The 25,337-nt window shown below is 73.5% G+C and carries 22 protein-coding genes; 13 read left to right on the top strand and 9 right to left on the bottom strand.

All coding sequences use genetic code 11. The annotated features are described in order from the left end of the window. Both ABT084_RS25140 and ABT084_RS25135 read left to right on the top strand, forming a co-directional pair. The coding region (locus tag ABT084_RS25140) for a putative Ig domain-containing protein (protein ID WP_351048011.1) at positions 1-212 on the top strand (212 nt) is incomplete at its 5' end. A gap of 89 nt (positions 213-301) precedes the next feature. After that, positions 302-1,588: a cytochrome P450 family protein gene (locus ABT084_RS25135; RefSeq protein WP_502969143.1), complete on the top strand. Its 1,287-nt coding sequence runs from the start codon at positions 302-304 to the stop codon at positions 1,586-1,588. Positions 1,589-1,606: 18 nt separating this feature from the next. Here ABT084_RS25135 and ABT084_RS25130 read toward each other — a convergent pair whose 3' ends face one another. The 8 genes from ABT084_RS25130 to ABT084_RS25095 all read right to left on the bottom strand — a co-directional run bounded on the left by ABT084_RS25130 (position 1,607) and on the right by ABT084_RS25095 (position 10,610). After that, complete coding sequence (locus ABT084_RS25130; protein ID WP_351048005.1) at positions 1,607-2,674, bottom strand: alpha/beta hydrolase; 1,068 nt, start codon at positions 2,672-2,674, stop codon at positions 1,607-1,609. Positions 2,675-2,806: 132 nt separating this feature from the next. Further along, complete coding sequence (locus ABT084_RS25125; protein ID WP_351048002.1) at positions 2,807-4,453, bottom strand: molybdopterin-dependent oxidoreductase; 1,647 nt, start codon at positions 4,451-4,453, stop codon at positions 2,807-2,809. A 116-nt stretch (positions 4,454-4,569) separates the two neighbouring features. After that, on the bottom strand, positions 4,570-5,385 hold the full coding sequence (locus tag ABT084_RS25120; protein ID WP_351048000.1) for an anti-sigma factor: 816 nt from the start codon (positions 5,383-5,385) through the stop codon (positions 4,570-4,572). Next, entirely contained in the window at positions 5,382-5,954 is a 573-nt protein-coding gene (gene sigK / locus ABT084_RS25115; RefSeq protein ID WP_351047997.1) for an ECF RNA polymerase sigma factor SigK, read from the bottom strand. Before sigK ends, ABT084_RS25120 begins: the two co-directional genes overlap by 4 nt. Positions 5,955-6,005: 51 nt before the next feature. Continuing rightward, the gene (locus tag ABT084_RS25110; RefSeq protein WP_351047995.1) at positions 6,006-7,196 is read right to left on the bottom strand and encodes an oxygenase MpaB family protein; all 1,191 of its coding nucleotides are present in this window, start codon (positions 7,194-7,196) and stop codon (positions 6,006-6,008) included. Positions 7,197-7,277: 81 nt separating this feature from the next. Then, positions 7,278-8,309: a polyprenyl synthetase family protein gene (locus ABT084_RS25105; RefSeq protein WP_351047992.1), complete on the bottom strand. Its 1,032-nt coding sequence runs from the start codon at positions 8,307-8,309 to the stop codon at positions 7,278-7,280. Further along, entirely contained in the window at positions 8,302-8,622 is a 321-nt protein-coding gene (locus tag ABT084_RS25100) for a hypothetical protein (RefSeq protein ID WP_351047989.1), read from the bottom strand. Before ABT084_RS25100 ends, ABT084_RS25105 begins: the two co-directional genes overlap by 8 nt. Positions 8,623-8,897: 275 nt before the next feature. Then, positions 8,898-10,610, bottom strand: coding sequence for a ricin-type beta-trefoil lectin domain protein (locus ABT084_RS25095; protein WP_351047987.1), 1,713 nt, complete (start codon positions 10,608-10,610; stop codon positions 8,898-8,900). 190 nt (positions 10,611-10,800) lie between these two features. On the opposite strand from ABT084_RS25095, the gene ABT084_RS25090 reads away from it, so the two are divergent. The 8 genes from ABT084_RS25090 (at position 10,801) to ABT084_RS25055 (ending at position 21,851) form a co-directional block, all read left to right on the top strand. After that, positions 10,801-11,457, top strand: coding sequence for a TetR/AcrR family transcriptional regulator C-terminal domain-containing protein (locus tag ABT084_RS25090; protein ID WP_351047985.1), 657 nt, complete (start codon positions 10,801-10,803; stop codon positions 11,455-11,457). Between the two features lie 16 nt (positions 11,458-11,473). Then, the gene (locus ABT084_RS25085; RefSeq protein WP_351047982.1) at positions 11,474-12,394 is read left to right on the top strand and encodes a serine/threonine dehydratase; all 921 of its coding nucleotides are present in this window, start codon (positions 11,474-11,476) and stop codon (positions 12,392-12,394) included. Positions 12,395-12,755: 361 nt separating this feature from the next. Beyond that, positions 12,756-14,078, top strand: coding sequence for an ABC transporter substrate-binding protein (locus ABT084_RS25080; protein ID WP_351047980.1), 1,323 nt, complete (start codon positions 12,756-12,758; stop codon positions 14,076-14,078). Beyond that, complete coding sequence (locus tag ABT084_RS25075) at positions 14,075-15,064, top strand: carbohydrate ABC transporter permease (RefSeq protein WP_351047977.1); 990 nt, start codon at positions 14,075-14,077, stop codon at positions 15,062-15,064. Before ABT084_RS25080 ends, ABT084_RS25075 begins: the two co-directional genes overlap by 4 nt. Further along, the gene (locus ABT084_RS25070; protein ID WP_351047975.1) at positions 15,061-15,990 is read left to right on the top strand and encodes a carbohydrate ABC transporter permease; all 930 of its coding nucleotides are present in this window, start codon (positions 15,061-15,063) and stop codon (positions 15,988-15,990) included. The genes ABT084_RS25075 and ABT084_RS25070 overlap by 4 nt, the downstream gene beginning before the upstream one ends. Before the next feature lie 57 nt (positions 15,991-16,047). Next, positions 16,048-19,092, top strand: coding sequence for an alpha-mannosidase (locus ABT084_RS25065; protein WP_351047973.1), 3,045 nt, complete (start codon positions 16,048-16,050; stop codon positions 19,090-19,092). Between the two features lie 238 nt (positions 19,093-19,330). Further along, entirely contained in the window at positions 19,331-21,346 is a 2,016-nt protein-coding gene (locus tag ABT084_RS25060) for an oxidoreductase (protein WP_351047970.1), read from the top strand. Positions 21,347-21,404: 58 nt separating this feature from the next. Beyond that, positions 21,405-21,851: a PaaI family thioesterase gene (locus ABT084_RS25055; RefSeq protein ID WP_351047967.1), complete on the top strand. Its 447-nt coding sequence runs from the start codon at positions 21,405-21,407 to the stop codon at positions 21,849-21,851. Here ABT084_RS25055 and ABT084_RS25050 read toward each other — a convergent pair. Then, positions 21,833-22,204 (bottom strand): cupin domain-containing protein, encoded by a 372-nt coding sequence (locus tag ABT084_RS25050; protein WP_351047964.1) that lies wholly within the window; start codon positions 22,202-22,204, stop codon positions 21,833-21,835. The genes ABT084_RS25055 and ABT084_RS25050 overlap by 19 nt on opposite strands. Positions 22,205-22,340: 136 nt before the next feature. On the opposite strand from ABT084_RS25050, the gene ABT084_RS25045 reads away from it, so the two are divergent. From ABT084_RS25045 to ABT084_RS25035, 3 genes are all read left to right on the top strand, one after another. Continuing rightward, positions 22,341-23,378, top strand: a complete 1,038-nt coding sequence (locus ABT084_RS25045; RefSeq protein WP_351047961.1) for a PHP domain-containing protein — start codon at positions 22,341-22,343, stop codon at positions 23,376-23,378. A gap of 46 nt (positions 23,379-23,424) precedes the next feature. Then, complete coding sequence (locus tag ABT084_RS25040) at positions 23,425-24,390, top strand: isopenicillin N synthase family dioxygenase (RefSeq protein ID WP_351047959.1); 966 nt, start codon at positions 23,425-23,427, stop codon at positions 24,388-24,390. Positions 24,391-24,460: 70 nt separating this feature from the next. Next, the gene (locus tag ABT084_RS25035; protein ID WP_351047956.1) at positions 24,461-25,333 is read left to right on the top strand and encodes a helix-turn-helix domain-containing protein; all 873 of its coding nucleotides are present in this window, start codon (positions 24,461-24,463) and stop codon (positions 25,331-25,333) included. The last annotated feature ends 4 nt before the right edge of the window (positions 25,334-25,337 follow it).

Here is a 25,337-nt window from a genome sequence, read left to right as displayed (position 1 = left end):
CCTGCACCCTCCGGCTGACCGCCACCGGCGGCCACGCCCCCCTCCGCTGGAGCGCCACCGGCCTCCCCTTCGGCCTCACCCTCGACACCACCACCGGCCGCATCACCGGCAAACCCTGGAGCAGCGGCACCACGCGGATCACCGTCACCGCGAGCGACACCACCCCCACCACCGCCACCGCCACCTTCCCCCTCACCGTCAACTGGTTCTGAGGCCGAATTCCGGCCGGTCGCGGGCCGGACGCGGGGCGGACTTGAACAACCCGCCCCCCAACCCCCACTGTTGGCCGGGATTCGTCCCCATGGTCAGGAGAGCCGGTTTGAACACGCCCCAGCCCCCAGCGTCCCCCCTCACCGTCGACCCGGCCGGAGGCTGCCCCCACGCCCTCAACGCCCGGCTGCTCGCCCAGGGCCCGGTGGCGGAGGTGATCCTTCCCGGCGGCGTCCCGGGTGCCGTCGTACTCGGCCACGAGGAGCTCAAGGAATTCCTCGCGCACCCCGATGTCGCCAAGGACGCACGGCACTTCGCGGACCTGCGGGAGGGCCGGATCGCCCCGGACTGGCCCCTGCGGGCCTTCGCCAACGCCCAGGGCATGCACACCGCCGACGACGAGGACCACCGCAGGCTGCGCTCGCTCGTCGGCAACGCCTTCGGCGCCCGCCAGGTGGAGCGGCTGCGGCCCGGGGTCGAGGCCCTGACCGCCGAACTGCTCGACGACCTCGGCCGGGCCGCTGCCGCGGACCCGGACGGCGTGGCCGACCTGCGCCGGCACTTCGCCCTGCCGCTCCCGATGGCGGTCATCTGCGAACTGCTCGGCGTGGACCCGGAACACCGGGGCCGACTGCACGAGCTGTCCCACAAGGTGATCATCGCCACCGACATCCCCCCGGCGGAGGCGCTGGCCGCCGTACGCGAACTCGTCGAGCTGTTGGGCGCGATCGCCGCCGCCCGTACCGAGCGCCCCGGCGACGACCTCACCAGCGCCCTGATCGCCACCCGCGCGGCGGACGGCGACCGGCTCAGCGAGGCCGAACTCATCGGCACCATGCGGCTGATGCTCGTGGCGGGCCACGAGACCACCCTCAACCTGATCTCCAACGCGGTACGCGCCCTGTGCACCCACCCCGACCAACTGGCCCTGGTCCGGACCGGGGAGGCCACCTGGTCGGACGTGGTGGACGAGACCCTGCGCTGGGACGGGCCCGTCAGCTGGTTCCCGTTCCGCTACCCCACCCGCGACCTCACCCTCGGCACCACGGTGATCCCCGCGGGCACCCCGGTCCTGGCCGGCTACACGGCGGCGGGCCGCGACGAGCGCGCGTACGGCCCCGACGCGGCCCGCTTCGAACTCACCCGGGACGGCGCCCGCAACCTCTCCTTCGGCCACGGCGCCCACTTCTGCGTCGGCGCCCCGCTCGCCCGCATGGAGGCCACGATCGCCCTGGAACGCCTCTTCACCCGCTTCCCCGACCTCACCCTCGCCGTCCCCGAACCGGAACTCCCGCACCAGCGCAGCTTCATAGGGAACAGCGTCGAGACCCTCCCCGTCCGCCCCGGCGCCGACCGCCCGCGCTCCACGGACGGCTGACGGAGGCGTTCCGGCGGGTCAGCCGCCGCCCGGTGGGGCGATCTCCGTGCTCAGCCAGCCCAGGGCGTCCGGGTACATCCCGGACCAGGTCTGGAAGTTGTGGCCGCCCGCCGGGCGGACGAGGGTCTTGACGCGGATGCCGGTGCCCGCCGCCGCCTTGGCGAAGGCGTCCAGCTGCTGCGGCGGGCTGTCCTTGTCCTGGGCGGAGGTGGCCAGGAACAGGCCGACGTCCGCCTTCCCGGCGTGCCGGACGAGCCACATCGGGCTGTTGCGCTCCCGCAGGCCGGGGTCCGCGAGCACCCCCGGATCCCCGGTCAGCGGATCCGGGTCCAGCGCCGCGCCCGCGGCGAACACCTTCGGGTACTGCAACGGCAGCTTCGCCGCGCAGAACGCACCGGTCGAGATGCCCATCAGACCCCACCCCCGGGGCTCGGGCAGGGTACGGAAGTTGCGCGCGACCAGCGCCGGGACGTCGTCCGCCAGCCAGGTGGCCACCTTGCGCCCCGGCACGTCACTGCAGTCCGTGTTCACACCGCCCGGATAGATCTCCGGCATGACCAGGATGAACGGATGCGCCGCGCCGAGCCCGACCAGCTCCTCCAGGGCGCCCGGCATGGACCCCAGCTCGACCCAGGACCGGGGCGACCCCGGGTACCCGTGCAGCAGCGTCAGCACCGGGAAACGGGTCTTCTCCGCGCCCGGGGCGTCGTACTCCGGAGGAGTCCACACGATCACCTGCCCGGCCAGCTTGGAGTGGCTGCCCCGGAAGTAGGTGCTCAGGGTTCCGTCCCCGCCCCGGGTGAACTTGGCGCGCCCGGGCGGCGGCCCGGTCATCGCGGAGGCGTTCTGGCCGTTCTCGGTGCCGAGGAGGTCGTCCCAGGAGGCGTAGAGCCCGTAGCTGCCGTTGATCCAGGTGGCCACGACGCAGATGGCCGTCAGCTGGCACAGGCCCAGCATCAGCGCCCGGGCGGGCCACCGCACCCAGCCGGGGCCGGGGATCCGGTTCCACAGGAGCAGGGCGGCCAGCATGGCGAGCGCCGTCACGACGATCAGCGTGACGAGGAACGAGGTGCTGGTCAGCTCCACGGCATCGGCTCCTGACGTGCGTGACGCGCCGGTCCGGCCAATTTACGACGGGCCCGGCCCCCCGGCGCGGCAGGGCGCGCGGGCCGTCCCGGCCGACCGGGAGCGGGCGCCGGGGGACCGGGTCCGGCGCGTTCACGCGGCACGCACGCGCACCTCCACCGCGTGCCACCCGGTCGCCCCGTCCGGGACGGTCGGGGTGCGTTCCCCGGGCTGGACCGCGCCCGTGCGGTCCGTCGCGCGGACCTCCAGGGTGTGCCGGCCCGCGGTGGCCTCCCACGGCCACACCCACGCGCGCCAGGTGTCGGTGCCGTCCTCGGCCCCGAGCCGGGCCTCCCGCCACGCCCCGCCGTCGACCCGGACCTCCACCCGCGCGATGCCCCGGTGCTGCGCCCACGCCACCCCGGCCACCGGCACCAGCCCCGCGCGCGGCTCGGCGGAGGGGCGCGGGGTGTCGATGCGCGACTGGGTCTTGACCGGCGCCCGGGCCGCCCAGGAGCGGCGCACCCAGTACGCGTCGTACGCGTCGAAGGTGGTCAGCCGCAGCTCGCGCAGCCACTTGCAGGCCGAGACGTAGCCGTACAGACCCGGTACGACCATCCGCACCGGGAACCCGTGCCGGAAGGGGAGCGGCCCGCCGTTCATCCCGACGGCCAGCAGCGCCTCCCGGCCGTCCATGACGGTCTCGACGGGGGTGCCGAGCGTCATCCCGTCCACGGAACGGGCCACCAGCTGGTCGGCCCGGCCGCCCCGGGACGGCGGGCGCACCCCGGCCTCGCGGAGCAGGTCGGCGAGGCGCACCCCGAGCCAGCGGGCATTGCCCGCGTACGGGCCGCCGACCTCGTTGGACACGCAGGTGAGGGTGATGTCGTGCTCGACCAGCGGGCGCGCGAGCAGCTCCCGCAGGCCGAGGGTGAGCGGCCTGGTGACCCCGTCGCCGTGCAGGTCGAGCCGCCAGGTGTCCGCGTCGATGCGCGGGACGACCAGGGCGGTGTCCACCCGGTAGAAGCCGTCCACGGGCGTGATGAAAGCCGACACCCCGGGCACGCGTACGTCGGCGCCCGCCGGGACGGGCGGCGCCGGCTCGGCGGGCGGCGGCAGCCGCAGCCCGGCCCGGGAGGCCGTCGCGCCGGCCGAGCCGTAGGCGGTCAGCCTCCGGCCCGCGTACCCGGCCACGGCCGACAGGGCCAGCGTGACCGCGACCGCCCGCCCGAAGCCCCGCCGGTCCAGACCCCCGTCCGGGCCCGGCCCCGGGCCGGACCCCGCGCCGGACCGCGTGCCGGACCGCGTGCCGCGCCCGGCCCCGCCCACCCGCGCTCGCGGGGGCCGGCTGGTCAGCACCCCGGTCAGCCGGTACAGCACCGCCGCCGCGCCCGCCCCGCCGACCAGGGAGGGCAGCGCGTCCCAGCCGGTCGCCTCGGGACGGCTCAGCGCGGCCACCGCTCCGACGGCGGCGAAGACCAGGACGACGGCGGCCCCGGCTGAGCGCCGCCGCAGCGCGATCACCCCGGCCGCGGCGGCCACCACCGCCAGCACGGCGACCACCCCCAGCGTCAGCACCAGCTTGTCCGCGGTGCCGAACTGGCGGACCGCCCAGTCCTTGACGGCCACCGGCGTACGGTCGATCAGCGCGCCCCCGACCGCGGTGACCGGGCCCGCTTCGGGCCGGACGGCCACCGCGGCCAGTTCCGACAGGCACAGCCCCGCGCATCCGGCGACCACACCGCTGAGGGCGCCGAAGACGCGTCGCCGTCGCGTACCGACCGCCTTCACACGGGTCATTCGGAGCCACCAGCCGCCCGGTTCGGTCCGCTGCGCACACGGGGAACGCCCCCGCGCGGCGCGCGTCCCGCTTCCGCTCCCGCGCCGGGCCGACGGCGCACCCTCCGGGCGCCCGCTCAGGCGGCCGGGAAGGCCAGCACCATCAGCGGCGACGAGGTCGGGGCGGGCGAACCGCCCGCCGGTTCCAGGGTGACACCGATCCCCGTGGCCGCGCCCACCGGACCGGCCAGCAGGGCCGGGGCATCGGGGCGGCCAGGGTCCATCAGGCCCGCCGGGCGCATCGACCCCGCCGGATCGGCGAACCACAGCTGGTAGACCCGTCCCGCGGGCGGGGCCGCCATGCCGGTGGTCACGAAGACGGCCCGGTCCCGGTCCCGGGAGACCACCACCGTGCCGGTGGCGCCGCCGGGCGTCAGCCGGCCGGTGGCCAGCCGCGCGTCCGGCGCGGACAGCACCCCGGCCAGCTCGGCCGCCCCGGCCTCGGCGGTCCGCGCCGCCTCCCGCGCGGTGTCGGCCCGCTGGTACTGCCACAGCGCGAGCCCGCCGAGCCCGGCCGCCGCCGCGAGGCACGCCGCCAGCGCCCACCGGGTCCAGGGCGCGGGAGCCCGGCGGTGCGCGGCCCGGGGCGCGGGGGCCGGTACCGGCGCGGTGGTGGGTACGGGCGGGGCGGGGCGCACCGGCGCGGACTCGGCCCGGATCCGCCGCAGCACCGCCTCGCGCAGCTCCGGCGGCGGGGTCACCGCCACCGCGCGGGCGAGCTCCGCCGCCGTCCCGGACAGCTCCCGGACCTCCCGGGCACAGGCCGGGCAGGTCTCCAGGTGCGCCTCGAACGCCGCGCGCTCGGGCGCGTCCAGCGCGTGCAGGACGTACGCACCGGTCGCCCCGTGCACGTCCCCGTACGCGGCGTCGTGGGCGCTCTCGTCCGTGCTCATGCCCCGCTCACCCCCAGGCAGCCCCGCAGCCGCAGCAGTCCGTCGCGCAGCCGTGTCTTGACGGTACCCAAGGGGACGGACAACGCCTCGGACACCTCGCGGCAGGTGAGGCCGCGGTAGTAGGCCAGGGCGACCGACTGGCGCTGGAGCTCGGTGAGCGCGGCCAGGCAGCGGCGCACCCGCTCCCGCTCCAGCCGGTCCTCCACCGCCTCGCTGACCTCGTCGAAGGCGGGCAGCGCGGACTCCAGCCGGGCCGCGCGGCGCTCCCGGTCGGCGGCGGCCTGCGCGGAGCGGACCCGGTCCACGGCCCGGCGGTGCGCCATCGTCAGCACCCAGGCCATCGCGCTGCCCCGCTCGCCGCGGTAGCGGTCGGCGGTGCGCCACACCTCGACCAGCACCTCCTGGGCCACTTCCTCGGCCTGGGCCCGGTCGCGCAGCACCGCGCGCGCCAGGCCGAGGACCGCCCCGCTCACGGCCTCGTAGACCGACTCGAAGGCGGCCTCGTCACCCTCGGCGACCCGGCCGAGCAGGACGGACAGGGCGTCCCCGGCGCGCAGCACGTCTTCCACAGGGCGATCCTGCCACCGGACCGGGCGCTCCACCCGCCGGATGCGGAGGACCTACAGGCCCACGGCGGTCGGCGGCGGCGGCACCCAGCGGCCCGTGCGCGGCGGCTTCACGTCGAATTCGGACTTCAGCTCCGCCGGGATCGCGTGGTGCATGACCCGGCCCCGGGTCAGCGTGGTCAGCTCGAATCCGGCGAGCAGGGAGCCCGCCTTGTCCAGCGCCCACTCGGCGTACGGGCTGCTGTCCTCGATGGTCTCCAGCAGTCCGAGGACGACGGGTACGGCCTTCGCCGCCGTGTCCCAGCCGCTGCGCGGGATCTCCAGCCAGTCGGCGATGGTGTCCCCGACCAGGAACCGGATGGTGGCGGGCACCATCGGGTCGAAGAAGGTGCCCGGGACCACGTCCTCGTACATCCGCATCAGCTGGGCGTTGAGCGCGACGCCCTCGGGGGAGGGGCCGAGATTGCGCAGCAGGTACAGGTCGCAGTAGGCGCGGGCCTCGGTCAGGTTGTCCGGCACGGCCGACATGTCGCAGCCCAGCATGTACGCCACGACCCGCCAGGCGTAGAAGTAGGCGTCGGCGCCCTCCTCGCTCATGTGCACCCCGAGCCGGTGCATGGCGTCGAGGACCAGGATCGAGAAGCAGATCTGACCCCCGATCATGTCCTCCTGGCAGATGGGCATTCCGTCCCGGGCGACGTCCCAGTGGCCGCCGCTGCGCAGGTGGTGGCGGACCGCCGCGTGCAGCAGCCGCACCTTCTGGGCGGCGGGGATGAACTTGCTGCCCTCGGCGAAGGAGTTGGTCTGCATGAGGTAGGTGACGAACTGCCCCGTGTTCGCCATCCGCCGCGAGGGGTACGACAGCGAGTGCGTCGAGGAGAGCAGCCGGGACAGCCGGGGAATGGCGTAGGTCGCGGGCATCGCCGAGAAGGACAGACCGGTGTTGATGTGGGCCGCGTTGTCCATGAAGAAGAGCCGGGCCTGCTCCATGACGTCCCAGTCCACCCAGCTGGGGGGCATGGCGGTCGCCTCGAAGTACGCGGCGGCCGCGGCCGGCAGCTTCTCCGGGAGCTTGTCCCCGGTGGTGGAGAAGAACCGCATCAGGGTGTTGAGGTCGCCCACCTCCCGGCGCTCGAACATCGCGGCGACGGTCTCGTCGGCGAGCGGATCCCCCTGCTCGCGCAGGGCGTCGAGCACGGAGTCGTCGTAACGGGCGCGGGGTGGGGCGGTGGTGTTCGCGTTCACTTCAGTCCCTTGTCTTTCCTGTACGTGGGGAGGCGTGCGGGGGTGGCGGCGGTCCGGGCGGCCCGGGGGCGGGCCCGGGCGTCAGATCGACCGCCGCGCCGCCGTGTCGGCCAGTTCGCGCAGCGCCGACCGGGCCTCGGGCGGCATCGGTACGGCGTCCAGCGCGCCCGTGGCCCGGGCGATGCGCTCGCCGATCATCGATTCGACCCGCTGCCGTGCGCCGGAGCGCTCCATCAACTCCCGTACCGTCGCCGCCTCTTCCTCGCCCAGGCCGGGATTGCCGACCAGCTTGGCGAGCAGCCTGCGGTCGTCCTCGTCGACCGCCGCCGCGGTGTGGGCGAGCAGCGCGGTGGGCTTGGCGTCGCGCAGGTCGTCCAGGTTGGACTTGCCGGTCTCGGCCGGGTCGCCGAAGGTGCCGAGCAGGTCGTCGCGGAGCTGGAAGGCCTCGCCGAGGGGGAGTCCGTAGGCGGAGAAGGCGTCCATCAGGGCCCGGGAGCCGCCGCCGAGGGTGGCGCCCAGGTGCAGGGGCCGCTCCACGGTGTACTTGGCGGTCTTGTACCGGGCCACCTCCAGGGATTCGGCGACCTGGAGCGGGCGCGCGGGCGCGTCGGTGCGCAGCACTTCCAGGAATTCGCCCGCCATCGTCTCGCGCAGCAGGGTGGACCAGAGCGGCCCGGTGCGGGCGAGGTAGGCGCCGGGGAGCCCGCAGGAGGTGAACACGTGCCCCGCGTACCCCATCAGGAGGTCACCGAGGATCATCGCGAGGGCGGTGGCGCGCTGCCCGGCGGCCGCGAAGGCGGCGTGCGCGGTGAGCTGGCCGTGCCTCATCCGGCTGTCGTCGATGATGTCGTCGTGGGTGCAGGCCGCCGCGTGCACCAGCTCCATCGCGGCCGCCGCCCGGATCACGCCCTCGCAGTCCGGCTGCCCCGCCGCCCGCCACCCCCAGTAGAGGAACGCGGCGCGGATCCGCTTCCCCCGGGCCAGCGAGCGGCGCAACTGCTCGGAGAGCGGCGAGAGTTCGACGTGGAGCCCGAGGAGCGCGGCCTCTTCGTCGTCGGCGAGGCGGATCAGGACCTCGTCGATGCGCTCCTTGAACCCGGTGTGGTCATGCACGGGGGTGACCGGCCCGCTCGGCGGCCCGGCGGGCCATGGTCTCCAGGTAGTTCTCGGAGCCCCCCGTCGCCCGCTGCGTGGCCAGCTCACCGCGCTTGCGCAGCTCGACGACGCCGTCGGTGAGAAGTTCGCGCAGATCGGAGCGCCGCATCACGTCCTGGGCCCGCTCGCTGGACTGACGTAACTGGTCGAGCGCCAGATCGGCGACTCCGGCGGCGAGGAAGGTCAGCAGTTCCAGGGCCGCGGCGGGCTTGGGGGCCCCGTCGGCGGCCGGATCGGTCTGCCGCGGCCGCTCCTGCTCGGTCTCGGACATGGTCGGTTCACTCCTGTGGCGAGGGATGCACGGGCGTCACAAGGGGCGGCCGCCGGATGTCGCCGACGACCGCCCCTCTTCGTTTCCGGGCCAGTGAATCGGGCGGCGGCTCGCGTGGCCAACCGGATCCGGTCCTCTCCCTCGCACGGGTTCCGAGATTCCCACGGGAGGGTGACGATCACCGTATGAGGTGATCACCGGCCCGCCCGGTGGTGTACCCGAGGGCCGGTGGGAACCTGCCCTTCCGTCAGGCGGGCCGCGTCAGACCGGCCGCGTCAGACCGGCAGCGCCCAGGTCTGGTCGATCCGGTGGTCGCCGCAGCTGGCCAGCCGCAGCCGCCCGGTGGCGTCGCCCGCCCCCGGCGCCTGGAGGCAGAGCCCGGTGCCGCTCTCGACCAGCGAGCCGTCGTGCTGCGCCATCCAGTGCCGGTCGCTGCGCGCCGTCGTCTCGACCTCCCCCGCCGGGCAGGCGGCCAGCTCCACCGGCTGGTCGGCCCGGCCCGCGGTCAGGCACCTGCCCGCCAACCGCAGGGTCGCGTCCTGGCCCAGCACCCACCGCTGGTCGTCGCCGCCCGTGCAGGGCGACATGACGACCGCGCCCACGCCCGCCGTGCTGACGCCGTCCATGCAGCGGGCGCCGTCGCCCGTGATCTGACCGGTGGGCACCGGCTCCGCGCAGCCGGAGCCGGACCCCGGCGTGAGCCGCCAGATCGCGGTGCCGTGCGCGTCCACCGTGGTGCTCAGCGTGTGCGCGACCTCTTCCCGCGCACCCGACCACAGGTCGTGCGCGCTGACCGCGCATCCGCTCAGCCCGAGGTCGGCGAGCGGCAGCTCCACGTTCCGCGCGCCGCCCGAGCGGTTCAGCACCGCCACGGCGCGGTCCCCGTTCTGCAGCGGCCGTACCAGGACGTCGAAGGTCTCGCTGGAGGAGACGACGGAGCCCTGACGGCCCATCGGGTCCTGGTCCAGCTCGATCAGCCGGTCGTTGCCGAGCGCTTCGAGCCCGCCCGCGGTCAGGGCCGAGACGTCCGAGGAGAGGATGAACGGCGCCGCCATCATCGCCCACAGGGCCACCTGGCTGCGGGCCTCCGTGTCGGTGATGCCGGGCGCCCCGGCGAGCAGGAAGTCCGGGTCGTTCCAGTTGCCGGGGCTCGCGTAGCGGGTCAGCCAGCGGTTGTAGCCGTAATTGCCCAGCACCGAGGCCCAGCGCGAGGCGTTCGGCGCGGTGGGCTTGTAGACCTGGATGTCCTTGCCCTCGCGCCACAGCTGGCCGCTCTCGCCGACCCAGTCGAGCACCTTGTGCCAGTCGGCGCTGCCCCACTCGCCCTTCTGGAAGTAGGCGGGGGCGGAGGCCGAGAGGACCATCGCGCGGCCGCTGGCGCGCAGGGCGCGGGCGACGGCCGCGTATGCGTCGCGGTAGGCCTGCTCCTTCGTCGTGCCGGGCGGCACGTAGAGGTTGCAGCCGTCCATCTTCACGTAGTCGACCTTCCAGGACGCGAAGAGCTTCGCGTCCTGGGCGAAGTGGTCCCGGCCGCCGCCGTTCGGCGTACCGCTGCCGGGATAGCGCTCGCAGGTGAGGTACCCGGCGTCCTCGTAGATGCCGAATTTGAGGCCCTTGCCGTGCAGGTACTCGCCGAGCCAGGCCATGCCGTGCGGGAACTTGGCCCGGTCGGCGACCAGGGCGCCGTTCTTGTCCCGGGACTTGGTCATCCAGCAGTCGTCGACGGTGACCGTGTCGTAGCCCTTGGCGGCGAGTCCGGTCGTGACGAGGGCGTCGGCGTTGGCGACGACGGTCCGCTCGTCGATGGCGCACATGTAGTGCGCCCAGTTGTTCCAGCCCATGGGCGGGGTGAGCGCGAGCGGGGTGGCCGAGGTCGCGGTGGGCTCGGCCGCGGCGGGCTCGGCCGCGGCGGGGACGGAGGTGAGCGGGAGCGCGAGCAGGGCGGCCGTGACGAGGCAGGGGAGCGACGCACGCAGGCGAGGCGGCACGGAGACTCCTTGAGGTGGGGCGTACCGGCAGGCGCTGTCGCACCTGTCGTGCGCTCAGTGCAGCGGTGCGACTACCCGCTGTCAACATAAGTCGATGTCCGCGCCCCGATGACCAGCAATATGGCCGCAGTCGAACGGGAGGGCGTGCGGGGTCCGGGTGTGCGATACGACGTATGTTACGGTGTATCGCATGCCGAGACGATCGATGGCCCTGGACCGTGCCACCCCCGAAGTCATCGCCGTCGCCGCCCTGCGGATCCTCGACGACGAGGGGCCCGCGGCCCTCAGCTTCCGCGCACTCGGCGACCGGCTCGGCGTCTCGCACGCCACCGTCCAGCGCCGCTGCAACGACCTGGCGGGCCTCCTCGACCTGTGCACCGAACACCTCGCGTCCCAACTGCCCGAGGTGCCCGCCACCGTGGGCTGGGCCGAGGCCACCGAGCTGCGTTTCACCCGCTTCTACCAGCTGCTCATCGCGCACCCCGGCCTGCTGGTGCTGCGCGGCGGCCGCCCCTGGCTCGGCCGGCAGCTGCTGGCCCGGCTGGTGGAGCCGGCCATCGCCCAGAGCGTCGCCGCCGGCATGAGCGCCGCCGAGGCGATGACCTGCTACCGCCGGATGTACCTGCTGACGCTCGGCAGCGCCGCCTTCGTCGACCACCACGACCCCGCGGGGGTCACCCAGGCCTCCCGCGCCGCCCTGGCCGCGCTCGACCCGGCCCGCTTCCCCGCGCTCAGCGGCGCGGTGGCCGACGTACTGCCCGCCCTCACCGACCACGAGGTGTACTACGGCGCCCTGCGCCAGCTGATCGCGGCGGCCGACCCCGCCCGCCCGCAGGTCCAGTCCTGAACGGAGCACCATCCGCATGGAAACACAGCTCGACTACGCCGCCGTCCGGGCCGCCGCCGACCGGATCGCCGGGGCCGTGCGCCCCGCCGCGGTCGTCCCCGCGGCCGACGGCGTCTGGTACGCCCTGGAGTACCTCCAGCACACCGGCTCCTTCAAGGCGCGCGGCGCCCGCAACTTCCTCGCCGCCCACCGCGCGGCGGGCACCCTGCCGCGGGCGGGCGTGACCATCGCCTCCGGCGGCAACGCGGGCCTCGCCTGCGCGTGGGCCGCCCGCGCCCAGGACGTCCCGGCGACCGTCTTCCTCCCGGAGACGGCCCCCCGCGTCAAGGTCGAGCGGCTGCGCGGGTACGGGGCCGAGGTCCGCCTGGTCGGGGACCGGTACGCCGAAGCCCTGGCCGCCTGCCGGGAGTTCGCGGCGGCTACCGGTGCGCTGAGCAGCCACGCCTACGACCACCCGCTCATCGCGGCGGGCGCGGGCACCCTGCTCGACGAGATCCGGGCGGCTCTGCCGGGCCTGGACGCGGTGGTCGTCGCGGTCGGCGGCGGCGGGCTCTTCGCCGGGATCGCCACCGCCGCGCGCGAGCACGGCGTACGGGTGATCGCGGCTGAACCCGAGAACTGCCGCGCGCTGAACGCGGCCCTGACGGCGGGTCACGTGGTCGACGTACCGGTGGACTCGGTGGCCGCCGACTCGCTGGGCGCCACCCGGGTCTCGGAGGCCGCGCTGGCCGCGGCCCGGCACGAGGGCGTCACCTCGGTCCTCGTCCCCGACGCGGGCATCACCGCCGCCCGCCGGGCGCTGTGGGAGGAGCACCGGATCGTGGTCGAGGCGGGCGCGGCGACCGCGCTCGCGGCCCTGCGGACGCTGCCCACCGCGCCGGGCGAGCGGGTGGCCGTCGTCCTGTGCGGGGCGAACACCGACCCCGGGGACCTGTGACGCACAGTGGCGCGGGCTCGCTCGGCCCGTGCGGGTAAAGCGGTTTTGCGGGGTTCTTGGTAAAGCGCATTAGTGCAATCTTTCCCAAAGTGCCGGGAAGGGCCCCGATCTTGACGGCGCGACAGCTTCGTTATCGAATCGATACCACCGTGAGGTGTGTGCCAACTAAAGCGCATCAGTCCAGGTCAAAGCCCTATTGATTGAGGGGGGTGTCGGGCTGTATGGAGCATGCCCGCCGTGATTCGGGACGTATGGCCGCGTGGTCTTCGGGACCTTGGGCACATTGACGCGATCTGCATTTCGGACGACCGTGGGCATCGCCTTCCGGCAGCGAGGCCGGAACTCCCCGAAGGTGGCGACGATGACCCGTTCGAACCTGACCCGCGTGGCCCTTGCCCTGCTCGTGGCCGGCACCCTCTCCGCATGCGGCCTGAGCGGCGGTGCGGACGTGAAGGAGGCGGAGAAGACGGGCAAGGTGTCCGGCGAGATCACCTTCCGGACCCTCCAGTTGAAGCCGAAGTTCACGGGATACGTCCAGGGCGTCATCGACGCCTTCCAGCAGAAGTACCCGGACGTCAAGGTGAAGTGGGAGGACGTCCCGGGCGACGGCTACAACGAGAAGCTCGTCGCCGACGCCCAGGCCGGGGCGCTCCCGGACGTGGTGAACCTGTCCACCGACTCCTTCCAGCTCCTCGGCGACCGCGGGATGCTCGCCGACGTGGCGAAGCTCGACGGCGAGGTGGCGAAGGACTACGTGCCGGGCGCCTGGGAGCAGTTCAAGCTCCCCGGCAAGGGCGACGGCGTGTACGCCTACCCGTGGTATGTGACCCCCGAGATCCTCACGTACAACAAGGACCTGTTCGTCACGTCCGGCCTCGACCCGGCGAAGCCACCCACCACCGTCGAGCAGTTCTTCGACTACGCCGAGCGGATCGCCGCCACGTCGGGCGGCCGGTACGCCGCCTTCATGGCCGACCCCAAGGGCCGCCTCCCCGGGGACTGGCAGAAGATGGGCATCCCGATCCTCAACGCGAAGCAGGACGGCTTCGTCTTCGACACCGACAAGGCCGTCGCCTGGGTCGAGCGGATGAAGGACCTGTACGCCAAGGGCGCGATGCCCAAGGAGTCCCTGCTGAAGTCGGACGACATCAGCCAGCTGTACGGCGCGGGCAAGCTCGTCTTCGGCCCCGGCTCCCCGGGCTTCATCAAGGACGTCAAGCAGAACTCCCCGCAGGTGTACGCGCACACCGAGGTCGCGGGCACGGTGACCGGCACCCTCGGCCACATCGGCATCTACGCCCAGTCCCTCGGCATCAAGAAGGACACCAAGCACCTGGACGCGGCGACCGAGTTCGCCAAGTGGGTCACCAACGGGCCCAACCAGGTCGCCTTCTCGAAGAACGCCACCATCTACCCGTCCAACGCGAAGGGCCTCGCCGACCCGTACTTCGCCGACCGGGGCGACGGCAAGGACGCCGAGACGACGGCCCGCGCGATCGGCGCCGAGTCCCTGAAGACCGCCCAGCTCGACGCCAACACCCCCGTCCAGTGGACCAACCAGGTCGGTGACGCGGTGGTGCGCGAGGTGCAGAAGGCGATCAACGGCGAGCAGGACGCCCGTACCGCGGTGAAGAAGGCGCAGGAGGAGGCCAACCGGCTGCTCGCCAAGTCGGCGCAGAAATGACCGCGCTGCCCGTGGAGCCGGGCGGGCTCTCCGAACCGGCGCGCCGGCTCCCCGAGCCGTCGAAGCGGCTCCTCAGGAAGGCGCGGCGGGACCTCGACGCCGACGCGGGGCTGCGCCACCGCAGGTGGTGGACCCCGTACCTCTTCCTCGCCCCGGGCCTGGTCATGGTCACGCTGTTCAGCCTCTGGCCCTTCGTCAACACGGTGATCCTGTCCTTCACGGACGCCCAGATCCTGCGCGGCGGCGGATTCGTCGGCTTCGACAACTACACCCGGGCCTTCGGGGACCCCGACTTCTGGGTCGCCACCGGCAACAGCGTGCTGTACCTGGTGGTCGTCGTCCCGTGCCTGGTCCTCATGCCGCTGGCGCTCGCCGTCCTGGTCCAGGCGAAGATCCCCGGCATCGGGTTCTTCCGCTCGGCCTTCTACACCCCGGTGATCGCCTCGGCCGTGGTCGTCGGCCTGATCTGGCAGTGGGTGCTGCGCAGCGACGGCCTGGTCAACACGGTGTTCCAGAAGATCGGTGTCATCACCGAGCCGGTGCCGTTCCTGACCGACAGCGGGATGCTGCTCTTCTCCGCGATGATCGTGACCGTGTGGAAGGGCCTCGGCTACTACATGGTCTTCTACCTGGCGGCCCTCGGGAACGTCTCCAGCTCCCTCTACGAGGCCGCCGCGATCGACGGCGCGGGACCGGTCCGGCGCTTCTTCAGCATCACCGTCCCCCAGGTGAAGCCCATGATGATGCTGGTGGGCACGCTGTCCGCGATCTCCGCCCTGCGCGTCTTCACCGAGATCTACATCCTCGGCGGCGAGAGCGGCGGCCCCGGCGGCGGCGCCCGGACCCTGCCCTTCCTCATCCGGCAGGTCGGCCTCGGCTTCTCCGGTGAGACCGGATACGCGGCCGCCATCTCCCTCCTGCTGTTCCTCCTGACGCTGGTCTTCAGCCTGCTGGGCCGCCGTCTCTCGAAGGGAGACGAGAGTTGAGCACCCTGGACTCCCTCGGCACCGGGCCCGTCAAACGCGTCAAGCCCAGCAAACGCGTCAAGCCCGTCAAACGCCTCAAGCCCGTCAAGCGCGTCGGGGCCGACCGCGCGCGCCATCTGCTCGGCCTGGCCGCCCGCTACCTGACGCTGACCCTGATGCTCGTCGTCATGCTCGGGCCGATCGTCTGGCAGTTCCTGACCTCCATCCGCGGCCGCACCGAGAACGTCTACGACGGCGTCCTGCCCTCGCAGCCCACGCTCGACAACTACGCCCGGGTCGCGGAGTCCTTCCCGCTCCTGCAGTACGTCGGCAACACGCTGACCGTGGCGGTCCTCGCGATCGTCTCGAACATGCTGTTCTCGGCGATGGGTGGCTACGCCCTCTCCCGGGCCGGCTGGAAGGGCCGCAAGGCCGTCTTCACGGTCCTCGTGGCGACCTTGATGTTCCCCTTCGAGTCCGTGATGATCTCGATGTTCCTCACGGTCCGTGAGATGGGCCTGGTGGACACCCTCATCGGGGTCTGGCTCCCCGGCGCGGTATCCGTCCTCAACATCATGATCATGCGGGCGTCGTTCCTCTCCGTGCCCAAGGAGATCGAGGAAGCCGCCGTCCTGGACGGGGCCAACGAATGGACCCGCTTCACCCGGATCTTCCTCCCGGCCGCCAAGGGCGCGCTCGCCGTCGTCTGCATCACCAGCTTCATGGGCGCCTGGGACGACTTCCTGTGGCCCCTGCTGGTCCTCACCGACAGCGACCACTACACCCTGCAACTCGGTCTGAAGAGCCTGGCCGGCGCCACCACCGTCAACGACCAGCGGATCATCGCGGCCGGTGCGATGGCCGCGCTCGTCCCGATGATGCTCCTCTTCTTCGCCCTGCAGCGCTTCTTCTTCAAGGGCGTCGGCGAGGGAGCCGTCAAGACCTGAGCGGCGTTCCGGCGCCGCGCCCCTCCGTACCCGCCACCCCCTCCTGGAGCAGCCGTCATGCACGACGACCGCAGCATCACCGAACACCGCCTCCGCCGTGTCCTCAAGGAGCGCATCAAGCCCGCAGTCCACTCCCTCGCCGTCCCGCTGACCGTGGAGCGCTGGGAAGCCCCCGGCGAGCCCGTCCCCGCGGCCGAGGGCCTGGCCGCGACGTACGAGCCCTGCGCGGTCGGTGACGCGTGGGGGCCGGCCTGGGGCACCACCTGGTTCCGGCTGACCGGCACCGTCCCGGCCGAGTGGGCGGGACGTACCGTCGAGGCCGTGCTCGACCTCGGCTTCGACCGGATGATGCCCGGGTTCCAGTGCGAGGGCCTGGTCCACACGGCGGACGGCGCCGAGGTCAAGGCGCTCAACCCGTACAACGACTGGGTGCGCGTCGCCGACCGCGCCGAGGGCGGCGAGTGCGTCGAGTGGTACGTCGAGGCCGCCTCCAACCCGGTCCTGGTCGACCACGCCGTCACGTACGAGGGCGACCGGCGGACCAGCGGCGACCAGCCGCTCTACCGGCTGGCCCGGATGGACCTCACCGTCTTCGAGACCGAGGTGTGGGACCTCGTACAGGACCTGGAGGTCCTCCACGACCTGATGGTGCAGCTCTCCGAAGGGGACGCCCGCCGGTACGAGATCCTGCGGGCCATCGACTCCGCGCTGGACGCGGTGGACCTCACCGACGTCCCCGGCAGCGCGGCCGCCGCCCGCGAGCGGCTCGCCGGGGTCCTCGCGAAGCCCGCCCACGCCTCGGCGCACCGGATCAGCGCGGTCGGGCACGCGCACATCGACTCGGCGTGGCTGTGGCCGCTGCGCGAGACCGTCCGCAAGGTCTCCCGGACCACGTCCAACATGCTCGGCCTGATGGACGAGCACCCCGAATTCCTCTTCGCGATGTCCCAGGCCCAGCAGCTCGACTGGATCAAGACCTACCGGCCCGAGCTGTTCGAGCGGATCAAGAAGAAGATCGCGGACGGGCAGTTCGTGCCGGTCGGCGGCATGTGGGTGGAGTCCGACACCAACATGGTCGGCGGCGAGGCCATGGCCCGCCAGTTCCTCTACGGCAAGAAGTTCTTCCTCGACGAGTTCGGCATCGAGACCAAGAACGTCTGGCTGCCCGACTCCTTCGGCTACACCGCCGCGATGCCGCAGATCGTCAAGCTCTCCGGCTCCACCTGGTTCCTGACCCAGAAGATCTCCTGGTCCCAGGTGAACAAGTTCCCCCACCACACCTTCTGGTGGGAGGGCATCGACGGCACCCGCGTCTTCACGCACTTCCCGCCCGTCGACACCTACAACAGCGACCTCGGCGGCGAGCAGCTGGCCCATGCCGCCCGCAACTACCGGGAGAAGGGGCGGGGTTCGCGCTCGCTGGCCCCCTTCGGGTGGGGCGACGGCGGCGGTGGCCCGACGCGCGAGCAGCTGGCCCGCGCCGCGCGGCAGCGGGACCTCGAAGGCTCCCCGCGCGTGGAGATCGAGCGCCCCGACGCGTTCTTCGAGAAGGCGCACACCGAGTACCCGGACGCGCCCGTCTGGGCCGGAGAGCTGTACCTGGAACTGCACCGCGGCACCTACACCTCGCAGGCCAAGACCAAGCAGGGCAACCGGCGCAGCGAATCCCTGCTGCGCGAGGCCGAGCTGTGGGCCGCCACCGCCGCCGTCCGGGTCCCCGGATACGACTACCCCCACGCGGACCTGGAGCGGATCTGGAAGGTGGTGCTGCTCCACCAGTTCCACGACATCCTGCCCGGCTCCTCCATCGCCTGGGTGCACCGCGAGGCCCGCGAGACCTACGCGCGGCTGCGGTCGGAGCTGGAGGCGATCACCACCCTGGCCCAGAGCGCCCTGGCCGGCCGGGGGGACACCGAGCTGGTCTTCAACTGCGCCCCGCACGCCCGCCACGGCGTCCCGGCCGGCGGCGCGGGTCCGGTCGACGCGGCCGGTCCGGCCGCCGGGGCCGCGGCTCCCGTCACCGTCCGGGACCGGGACGGGGGCGGCCACGTCCTCGACAACGGGCGGCTGCGGGTCGCCGTCGACGGCCGCGGGCTGGTCGTGTCGGCGTACGACCTGGAGGCGGGCCGCGAGTCGGTGGCGCCGGGCGCGGCCGCGAACCTGCTCCAGATCCACCCCGACTTCCCCAACATGTGGGACGCCTGGGACATCGACGCGTTCTACCGCAACAACGTCACCGACCTCGTCGGGCTGGACTCCCTGGAGGTCTACGAGCGCGCTCCGCGGGCCGCGACGGTCCGTGTCACGCGCTCCTTCGGCGCGTCGAAGGCGGTCCAGTCCCTGACCCTGCGGGCCGGGGCCAAAACGCTCGACATCGTCACCGAGGTGGACTGGCACGAGACGGAGAAGTTCCTCAAGGCCGCCTTCCCGCTGGACGTGAAGGCCGAACGCACCGCCTCCGAGACCCAGTTCGGGCACGTCTACCGGGCCACCCACACCAACACCTCCTGGGAGGCGGCGAAGTTCGAGATCTGCGCGCACCGCTGGATCCACGCGGAGGAGCCCGGCTGGGGCGTCGCGGTCCTCAACGACTCCACCTACGGCCACGACGTGACCCGCGACGTGCGCGCGGACGGCGGCCAGACGACCACGGTCCGGCTGTCCCTGCTGCGCGCCCCCCGCTACCCCGACCCGGAGACCGATCAGGGCGCCCACACGCTGCGCTTCTCGCTCGCCCCGGGCGCGACGGTCGGGGACGCCGTGCGCGAGGGGCACTGGCTGAACCTGCCCGAGCGGACCCGCACGGGCGCGGCCCCGGTCGCCCCGCTGGTGGCGGTGGACGACGACGCGGTGGTCGTCGAGGCGGTCAAGCTGGCCGAGGACCGCAGCGGCGACGTGATCGTCCGCCTCTACGAGTCCCGCGGCGGCCGCGCGAGCGCCACCCTGACCCCGGGCTTCGCCGTCACGGCCGCGGTCGAGAGCGACCTGCTGGAGCGCCCGCTGCCCGTCACCGCGGCGGTCACCGGGCCCGGCGCGGGCGGGGCGGTCGCCCTGGCCCTGCGCCCGTTCCAGATCCTCACGGTGCGGCTGCGCCGCGCCTGACGCCCCCGCGGCGCCGCCCGCGCCGGCCGCCCCGCCCGGACCCCCGGCCCCCGTCCACACGGGCCGGGGGTCCGGCCGCGTGCGGCGTGAGGTCCGCCACAGCACCCGCCCGTGGGGCCAGAGCCCCCACCGGCGGCGCGACCGCGACCGCCCCGCACCGGTTATGCACCTAGTTGCAAAAGGGTCCGCGGCTCGCTACAACAGGGGGCATCACCCCCGCGCGAGGAGGCGCCCCCGCATGAGCCAGTACCCGCACCTGATGACCCCGCTGGACCTCGGCTTCACCACCCTGCCGAACCGCGTGATCATGGGCTCCATGCACACCGGCCTGGAGGAGCACGAGCGCGGCTTCGAGCGCCTCGCCGCCTTCTACGCCGAGCGCGCCCGCGGCGGCGCCGGCCTGATCGTCACCGGTGGCATAGCCCCGAACGACGCCGGCCGCCCCTTCGAGGGCGGCGCCCGCCTCACCACCGAGGAGGAGGCCGCCGAGCACCGGGTGATCACCGACGCGGTGCACGCCGAAGGCGGGAAGATCGCGATGCAGATCCTCCACTTCGGCCGGTACGCCTACCACAAGGACCTGGTCGCCCCCAGCGCCCTCCAGGCCCCCATCAGCCCCTTCGTCCCCCACGCCCTCACCGACGTCGAGGTCGAGCGCACCGTCGAGGACTTCGTCCGCGCCGCCCGCCTCGCCAAGCTCGCGGGCTACGACGGAGTCGAGATCATGGGCTCCGAGGGCTACCTGATCAACGAGTTCATCGCCGCCGCCACCAACAAGCGCACCGACCGCTGGGGCGGGGCGTACGAGAACCGGACGCGGTTCCCGCTGGAGATCGTCCGGCGCACCCGCGCGGCCGTCGGCGAGGACTTCATCCTCATCTACCGCCTCTCCATGCTGGACCTGATCCCCGGCGGCTCCACCCTCGACGAGGTCGTCCACCTCGCCAAGGAGATCGAGGCGGCCGGCGCCACCATCATCAACACCGGCATCGGCTGGCACGAGGCCCGCATCCCCACCATCGCCACCTCCGTCCCGCGCGGCGCCTACACCTGGGTCACCAAGCGGCTGATGGGCGCCGTCTCCGTCCCGCTCGTCACCAGCAACCGCATCAACACCCCGGAGATCGCCGAGGAACTGCTCGCCGACGGCCGCGCCGACCTCGTCTCGCTGGCCCGCCCCTTCCTCGCCGACGCCGACTTCGTCGCCAAGGCCGCCGCCGGGCGCCCCGAGACCATCAACACCTGCATCGGCTGCAACCAGGCCTGCCTCGACCACACCTTCAGCGGCAAGATCACCAGCTGCCTGGTCAACCCGCGCGCCTGCCACGAGACCGAACTGGTCCTCTCGCCGACCCGGTCGAAGAAGCGCGTCGCCGTCGTCGGCGCCGGTCCGGCCGGCCTCGCCTGCGCCGTCTCCGCCGCCGAACGCGGCCACGCCGTCACCCTCTACGAGGCCTCCGGCCACATCGGCGGCCAGCTCGACATCGCCCGCCGCATCCCGGGCAAGGAGGAGTTCGAGGAGACCATCCGCTACTTCGCCACCCAGCTCGAGGAGCGCGCGGTCGACGTCCGGCTGAACACCGCCGCCGACGTGGCCACCCTGACCGGCTACGACGAGGTCGTCGTCGCCACCGGGGTCACCCCCCGCACCCCCGCCATAGAGGGCGTGGACCACCCCTCGGTCGTCAGCTACCTCGACGTCCTGCGCGACGGGGCGCCGGTCGGCGAGCGCGTCGCCGTCGTCGGCGCGGGCGGCATCGGCTTCGACGTCGCCGAATACCTCACCGACAGCGGCGAGGGCGCGAGCCAGGACCCCGAGGTCTACTTCCGGCACTGGGGCGTCGACACCTCGTACACCGGCCCCGGCGGGCTCACCGCCGCCGCGCGCCCCGCCTCCCCGCGCCAGGTCCACCTGCTCCAGCGCAAGGCCACCAAGGTCGGCGCCGGGCTCGGCACCACCACCGGCTGGATCCACCGCGCGGAGCTGAAGCACCGCGGCGTCGTCTCCGTGGCCGGAGCCGCCTACGACCGCATCGACGACGAGGGCCTGCACATCACCGTCGACGGCGAACAGCGCCTGGTCCCCGCCGACACCGTCGTGCTGTGCACCGGACAGGAGCCGCGCCGCGCCCTGTTCGACGAACTGATCGCGGCCGGGATCGACGCCCACCTCATCGGCGGCGCCGACGTGGCCGCCGAGCTCGACGCCAAGCGCGCCATCCGCCAGGGCACCGAACTCGCCGCGCGGCTCTGACGGTTCGCCGCTCACCCGGGGTGTTGTGGCGGCCGTGACCGGCCGCCACAATCACCCTGTGACACAGACTCCCCTCACCCCGGCCCCCGCCCCGTCCCTCACCCCGGAGGACGGCGAGAAGATCCTCGCCGAGAACTTCGCCCCCTGGGTGCTCGACCTCGGACTCGTCGTCCAGGAGACCGGCCCGGAGCGCACCGTGCTGCGCCTGCCCTGGTCGGACCGCCTGGCCCGGGACGGCGGCGGCCTGAGCGGGCAGGCCCTGATGGCCGCGGCCGACACCGCCACCGTCATCGGAATCTCCGCGGCCCGCGGCGGCTACGGCCCGATGACCACCGTCCAGCAGTCCACCAGCTTCCAGCGGCCGGTGGTGGGCGTGGACGTACTGATCAGCGTCCGCGTCACCAAGCTCGGCAAGCGGATGGCCTTCGCGGACGTCACCCTGACCCCCGACGGCGCCGCGGAACCCTCGGCGACCGCCTCGACGGTCTACGCGCTCTTGGGCTGAGCGTAGGTTCCGTAACCGGTCCAGTCGAGGGCCACACAGGGCTCCTCGCCCACCACCCAGGCGTCGTGCCCGGGCGCGATCTGGATGAAGTCGCCCGGGCCGACCTCGGCGCTCTCCCCGCTGTCCATGGCGATATTCATGCGGCCGCTCACGATGTATCCGGTATGCGCCGCCTCGCAGCTCTCGGTGCCCGCCAACGGCTTGATGTGCTCGGACCAGCGCCAGCCGGGCTCGAACACGGCACGGCCCACCGGGCCACCCTCGGTCTCCAGCAGGTCCAGCCTGCCCTTGCCGTCCTCGAACGGCCTCGTCTCGTCCGCGGAGTCAAAACTCCGGCGCACCAGTCCGGTCATGATCCACCGCCTTCGGGCGGAGCGCTCCCCGAGTCCACAGTCCAGCCTACGCGCGGTCGGCGTGCCCCACCCGGCGTCCCTTGCCAGACTGTGGGGGTACGGGCCCCCGCACGGCGGTGATGGCAGGAGGTGGCGCATGGACCCGGTCGCGGCACTGAGCCGGATCGCGTTCCTGCTGGAGCGCGCCCAGGCCCCCACCTACCGGGTACGGGCCTTCCGCGGCGCCGCCGAGGCCATCACCGCCATGGGAGCGGCCGAGACGGCCGAGCGGGCCGCCGCGGGCACCCTGGAGTCCGTCAAAGGCATCGGACCCAAGACCGCCCGGGTCATCGAGGAGGCCCTCGCCGGGGCGGTCCCCGGCTACCTCCAGCGGCTGGAGGACGAGGTCGCCGCCCACCCCGAGGGCGAACCGCCGCCCAGCCCCGCGGCCGCCGCCCTGCGCGCGGCCCTGCGCGGCGACTGCCACCTGCACTCCGAATGGTCCGACGGGGGCAGCCCCATCGAGGCCATGGGGCAGGCCGCGAGGGACATCGGCCACGCGTGGGCGGTCCTCACCGACCACTCGCCGCGGCTGACCGTCGCCCGCGGCCTCTCCCCGGAGCGACTGCGGGAACAGCTGGAGGTCGTGGCCGAACTCAACGCCACCTGGGCGCCGTTCCGGATGCTCACCGGAATCGAGTGCGACATCCTCGACGACGGCTCCCTCGACCAGGAACCGGAGCTGCTGGACTCCCTCGACCTCGTCGTCGCCTCCGTGCACTCCAAACTCCGCATGGAATCGCCCGCCATGACCCGCCGGCTCCTGGCGGCCGTGCGGAACCCCCTCGTGGACGTCCTCGGCCACTGCACCGGGCGGCTGGTCACCGGGCGGACCCGCCCCGAGTCCACCTTCGACGCGGCCGCCGTCTTCGCGGCCTGCGCCGAGGCCGGCACCGCCGTGGAGATCAACAGCCGCCCGGAACGGCTGGACCCGCCCCGCAGACTGCTGCGCCAGGCCGTGGCCGCGGGCACCCTGTTCGCGATCGACACCGACGCGCACGCCCCGGGGCAGCTCGACTGGCAGCCGACCGGCTGCGAACGGGCCGTGGAATGCGGGGTACCGGCCGAGCGGGTCGTCAACACCTGGACGGCGGACGGGCTGCGAGCATGGACCCGCACCCGCCGTCCCCCGTGACGCCGTCCTGACGGCGTCACGCCGCCGCCCGGAAAGCAGGCCGTGCATGACGCGTTCGCCCGTTCCCGTGATCGATCTGCCGCCCTGGCGCTCCGGCGACCCCGGCGCCCGGGCCCGTACCGCCGCCCGCGTCGACGAGGCCCTCCAGGAGGCCGGATTCCTGCTGGTCCGCGGACACGGCATCGACCCCGCCCTGCCCGCCCGGATCCGGGCGGCCGCCCGCGCCTTCTTCCTGCTGCCCGCCGCCGTGAAGGAGCCGTACGCCGTGGCCGTCGGCGGCCGCGGCTGGCTCGGCCCGGGCGCGGAGGCCAACAGCTACGCCGAGGGCGCCGCCTCCCCGCCCGACCTCAAGGAGTCCTGGTCCTGCGCGGCCGAGGACCCCACCGGCCGGGCCGCCGTGGACGCCGAGTGGTTCCGCCCCAACGTCTGGCCCGCCGAGGTCCCCGAACTGCGCACCCTGGTCACGGAGTACCTCACCCGGATGCGGGCCCTGTCGGACGAGCTGCTGGAGCTGCTCGCGGTGGCCCTCGGCGCCGACGAGGACCTCTTCACCCGCCACACCGGCCACCCCACCTGGGGCTTCAACGTCAACTGGTACCCGGGCGCCGACCGCGTCGGACCGCCCCTGCCCGGCCAGTTCCGCATCGGCGCGCACACCGACTTCGGCACGGTCACCGTCCTGGACCGCGAGCGGGGAGCAGGCGGCCTGCAGATCCACACCGACGCGGGCGGCTGGCAGGACGCGCCCTGGGACCCGGCCGCGCTGACCGTCAACATCGGTGACCTGATGGCCCGTTGGACCGGGGACCGCTGGCGCGCGGGCCGCCACCGCGTGCTGCCGCCGCCCGCCGAGGCACCGGCCGAGGAGCTGGTCTCCCTCGTCTACTTCTACGAGTGCGACCCGCACACCCGGGTCGAGTCGCTGCCCGCCCCCACCGGCCGGGTGGTCCACGAACCGGTCGACTCCCACCACTACCTGCGCGCGAAACTCGACGCGATCACCGTCACCTGACCCCGCCGGGCGCCCGTCGGCGGGACCGGACCCCTTGAGGGCGCGCACGGTCGTGGATCACAATCCGCAGATGTCCGCCCCCACGCAGACGCCGACCGGTCCGCCGCCCTACAGCAGCTGGATGCGGTACTTCGCGCCCACCGCCAACCACCGCCGCCTCGGTCTGGTCTGCCTCGGCGTCGGCCTGCAGCGGGGCGCCCTGCCCGTCGTCGGCCCGCGGGTGCTCGACCACCACGTCGCGGTGATCGTCACCAGCGGCCGGGGCTGGTTCAGCCACGGCGGCAGGCCCCCGCAGCGGGTGGTCGGGCCCGCGCTGCTGTGGCTGATGCCCGGGGTCGTGCACCACTACGGGCCCGACCCCGCCATCGGCTGGGACGAGAGCTTCGTCGACTTCGCGGGCCGCAGCGTGGAGGCCTACACCGATCTCGGGTACATCACCCCGGACCGGCCGGTGGTCCCGCTGACCGAGACGGCCGAGGTCCGCCACATCGTCGACGGGATCGTCCGCGCGGCCCGGCGCGGGGGACCGCTGCTCGACGTCGAGGCCGCGGCCGCCGTCCACGGCCTCTTCGTGGCCCTGCGCTACGCCCGCGCCGAGGTCTCCCGGCACGGGGACGCGGTGATGGACGCCCTCGCGCGCGGCGCGCTCCTGCCGATCTCGGTGGCGGAGCACGCCGCACGCCTGGGGATGCCGCTGTACGCACTGCGCGGGGCCGTGCGGCGCAGTACCGGCGAGGGGGTCAAGGAGTACCTGCTGGGGATCCGGCTGAGCCGGGCCAAGGAACTCCTCGCCCGCACCGACCTGCCGGTCGCCGGCGTCGCCCGGCGGGTCGGATACGAGGACGCGGCCTACTTCAGCCGCCTGTTCAGCCGCCGCGTCGGCGTGGCCCCCGGCCGCTTCCGCGAGCAGCAGTCCCTGCCGAGCCAGGCCGGCCGGGCCTGACCGG

Source organism: Streptomyces sp. NPDC002138, assembly GCF_040296485.1.
Lineage (GTDB): Bacteria > Actinomycetota > Actinomycetes > Streptomycetales > Streptomycetaceae > Streptomyces.
The sequence above is the reverse complement of the archived record's forward strand: the minus strand, read 5'-3'. Positions and strand labels throughout refer to the sequence as shown.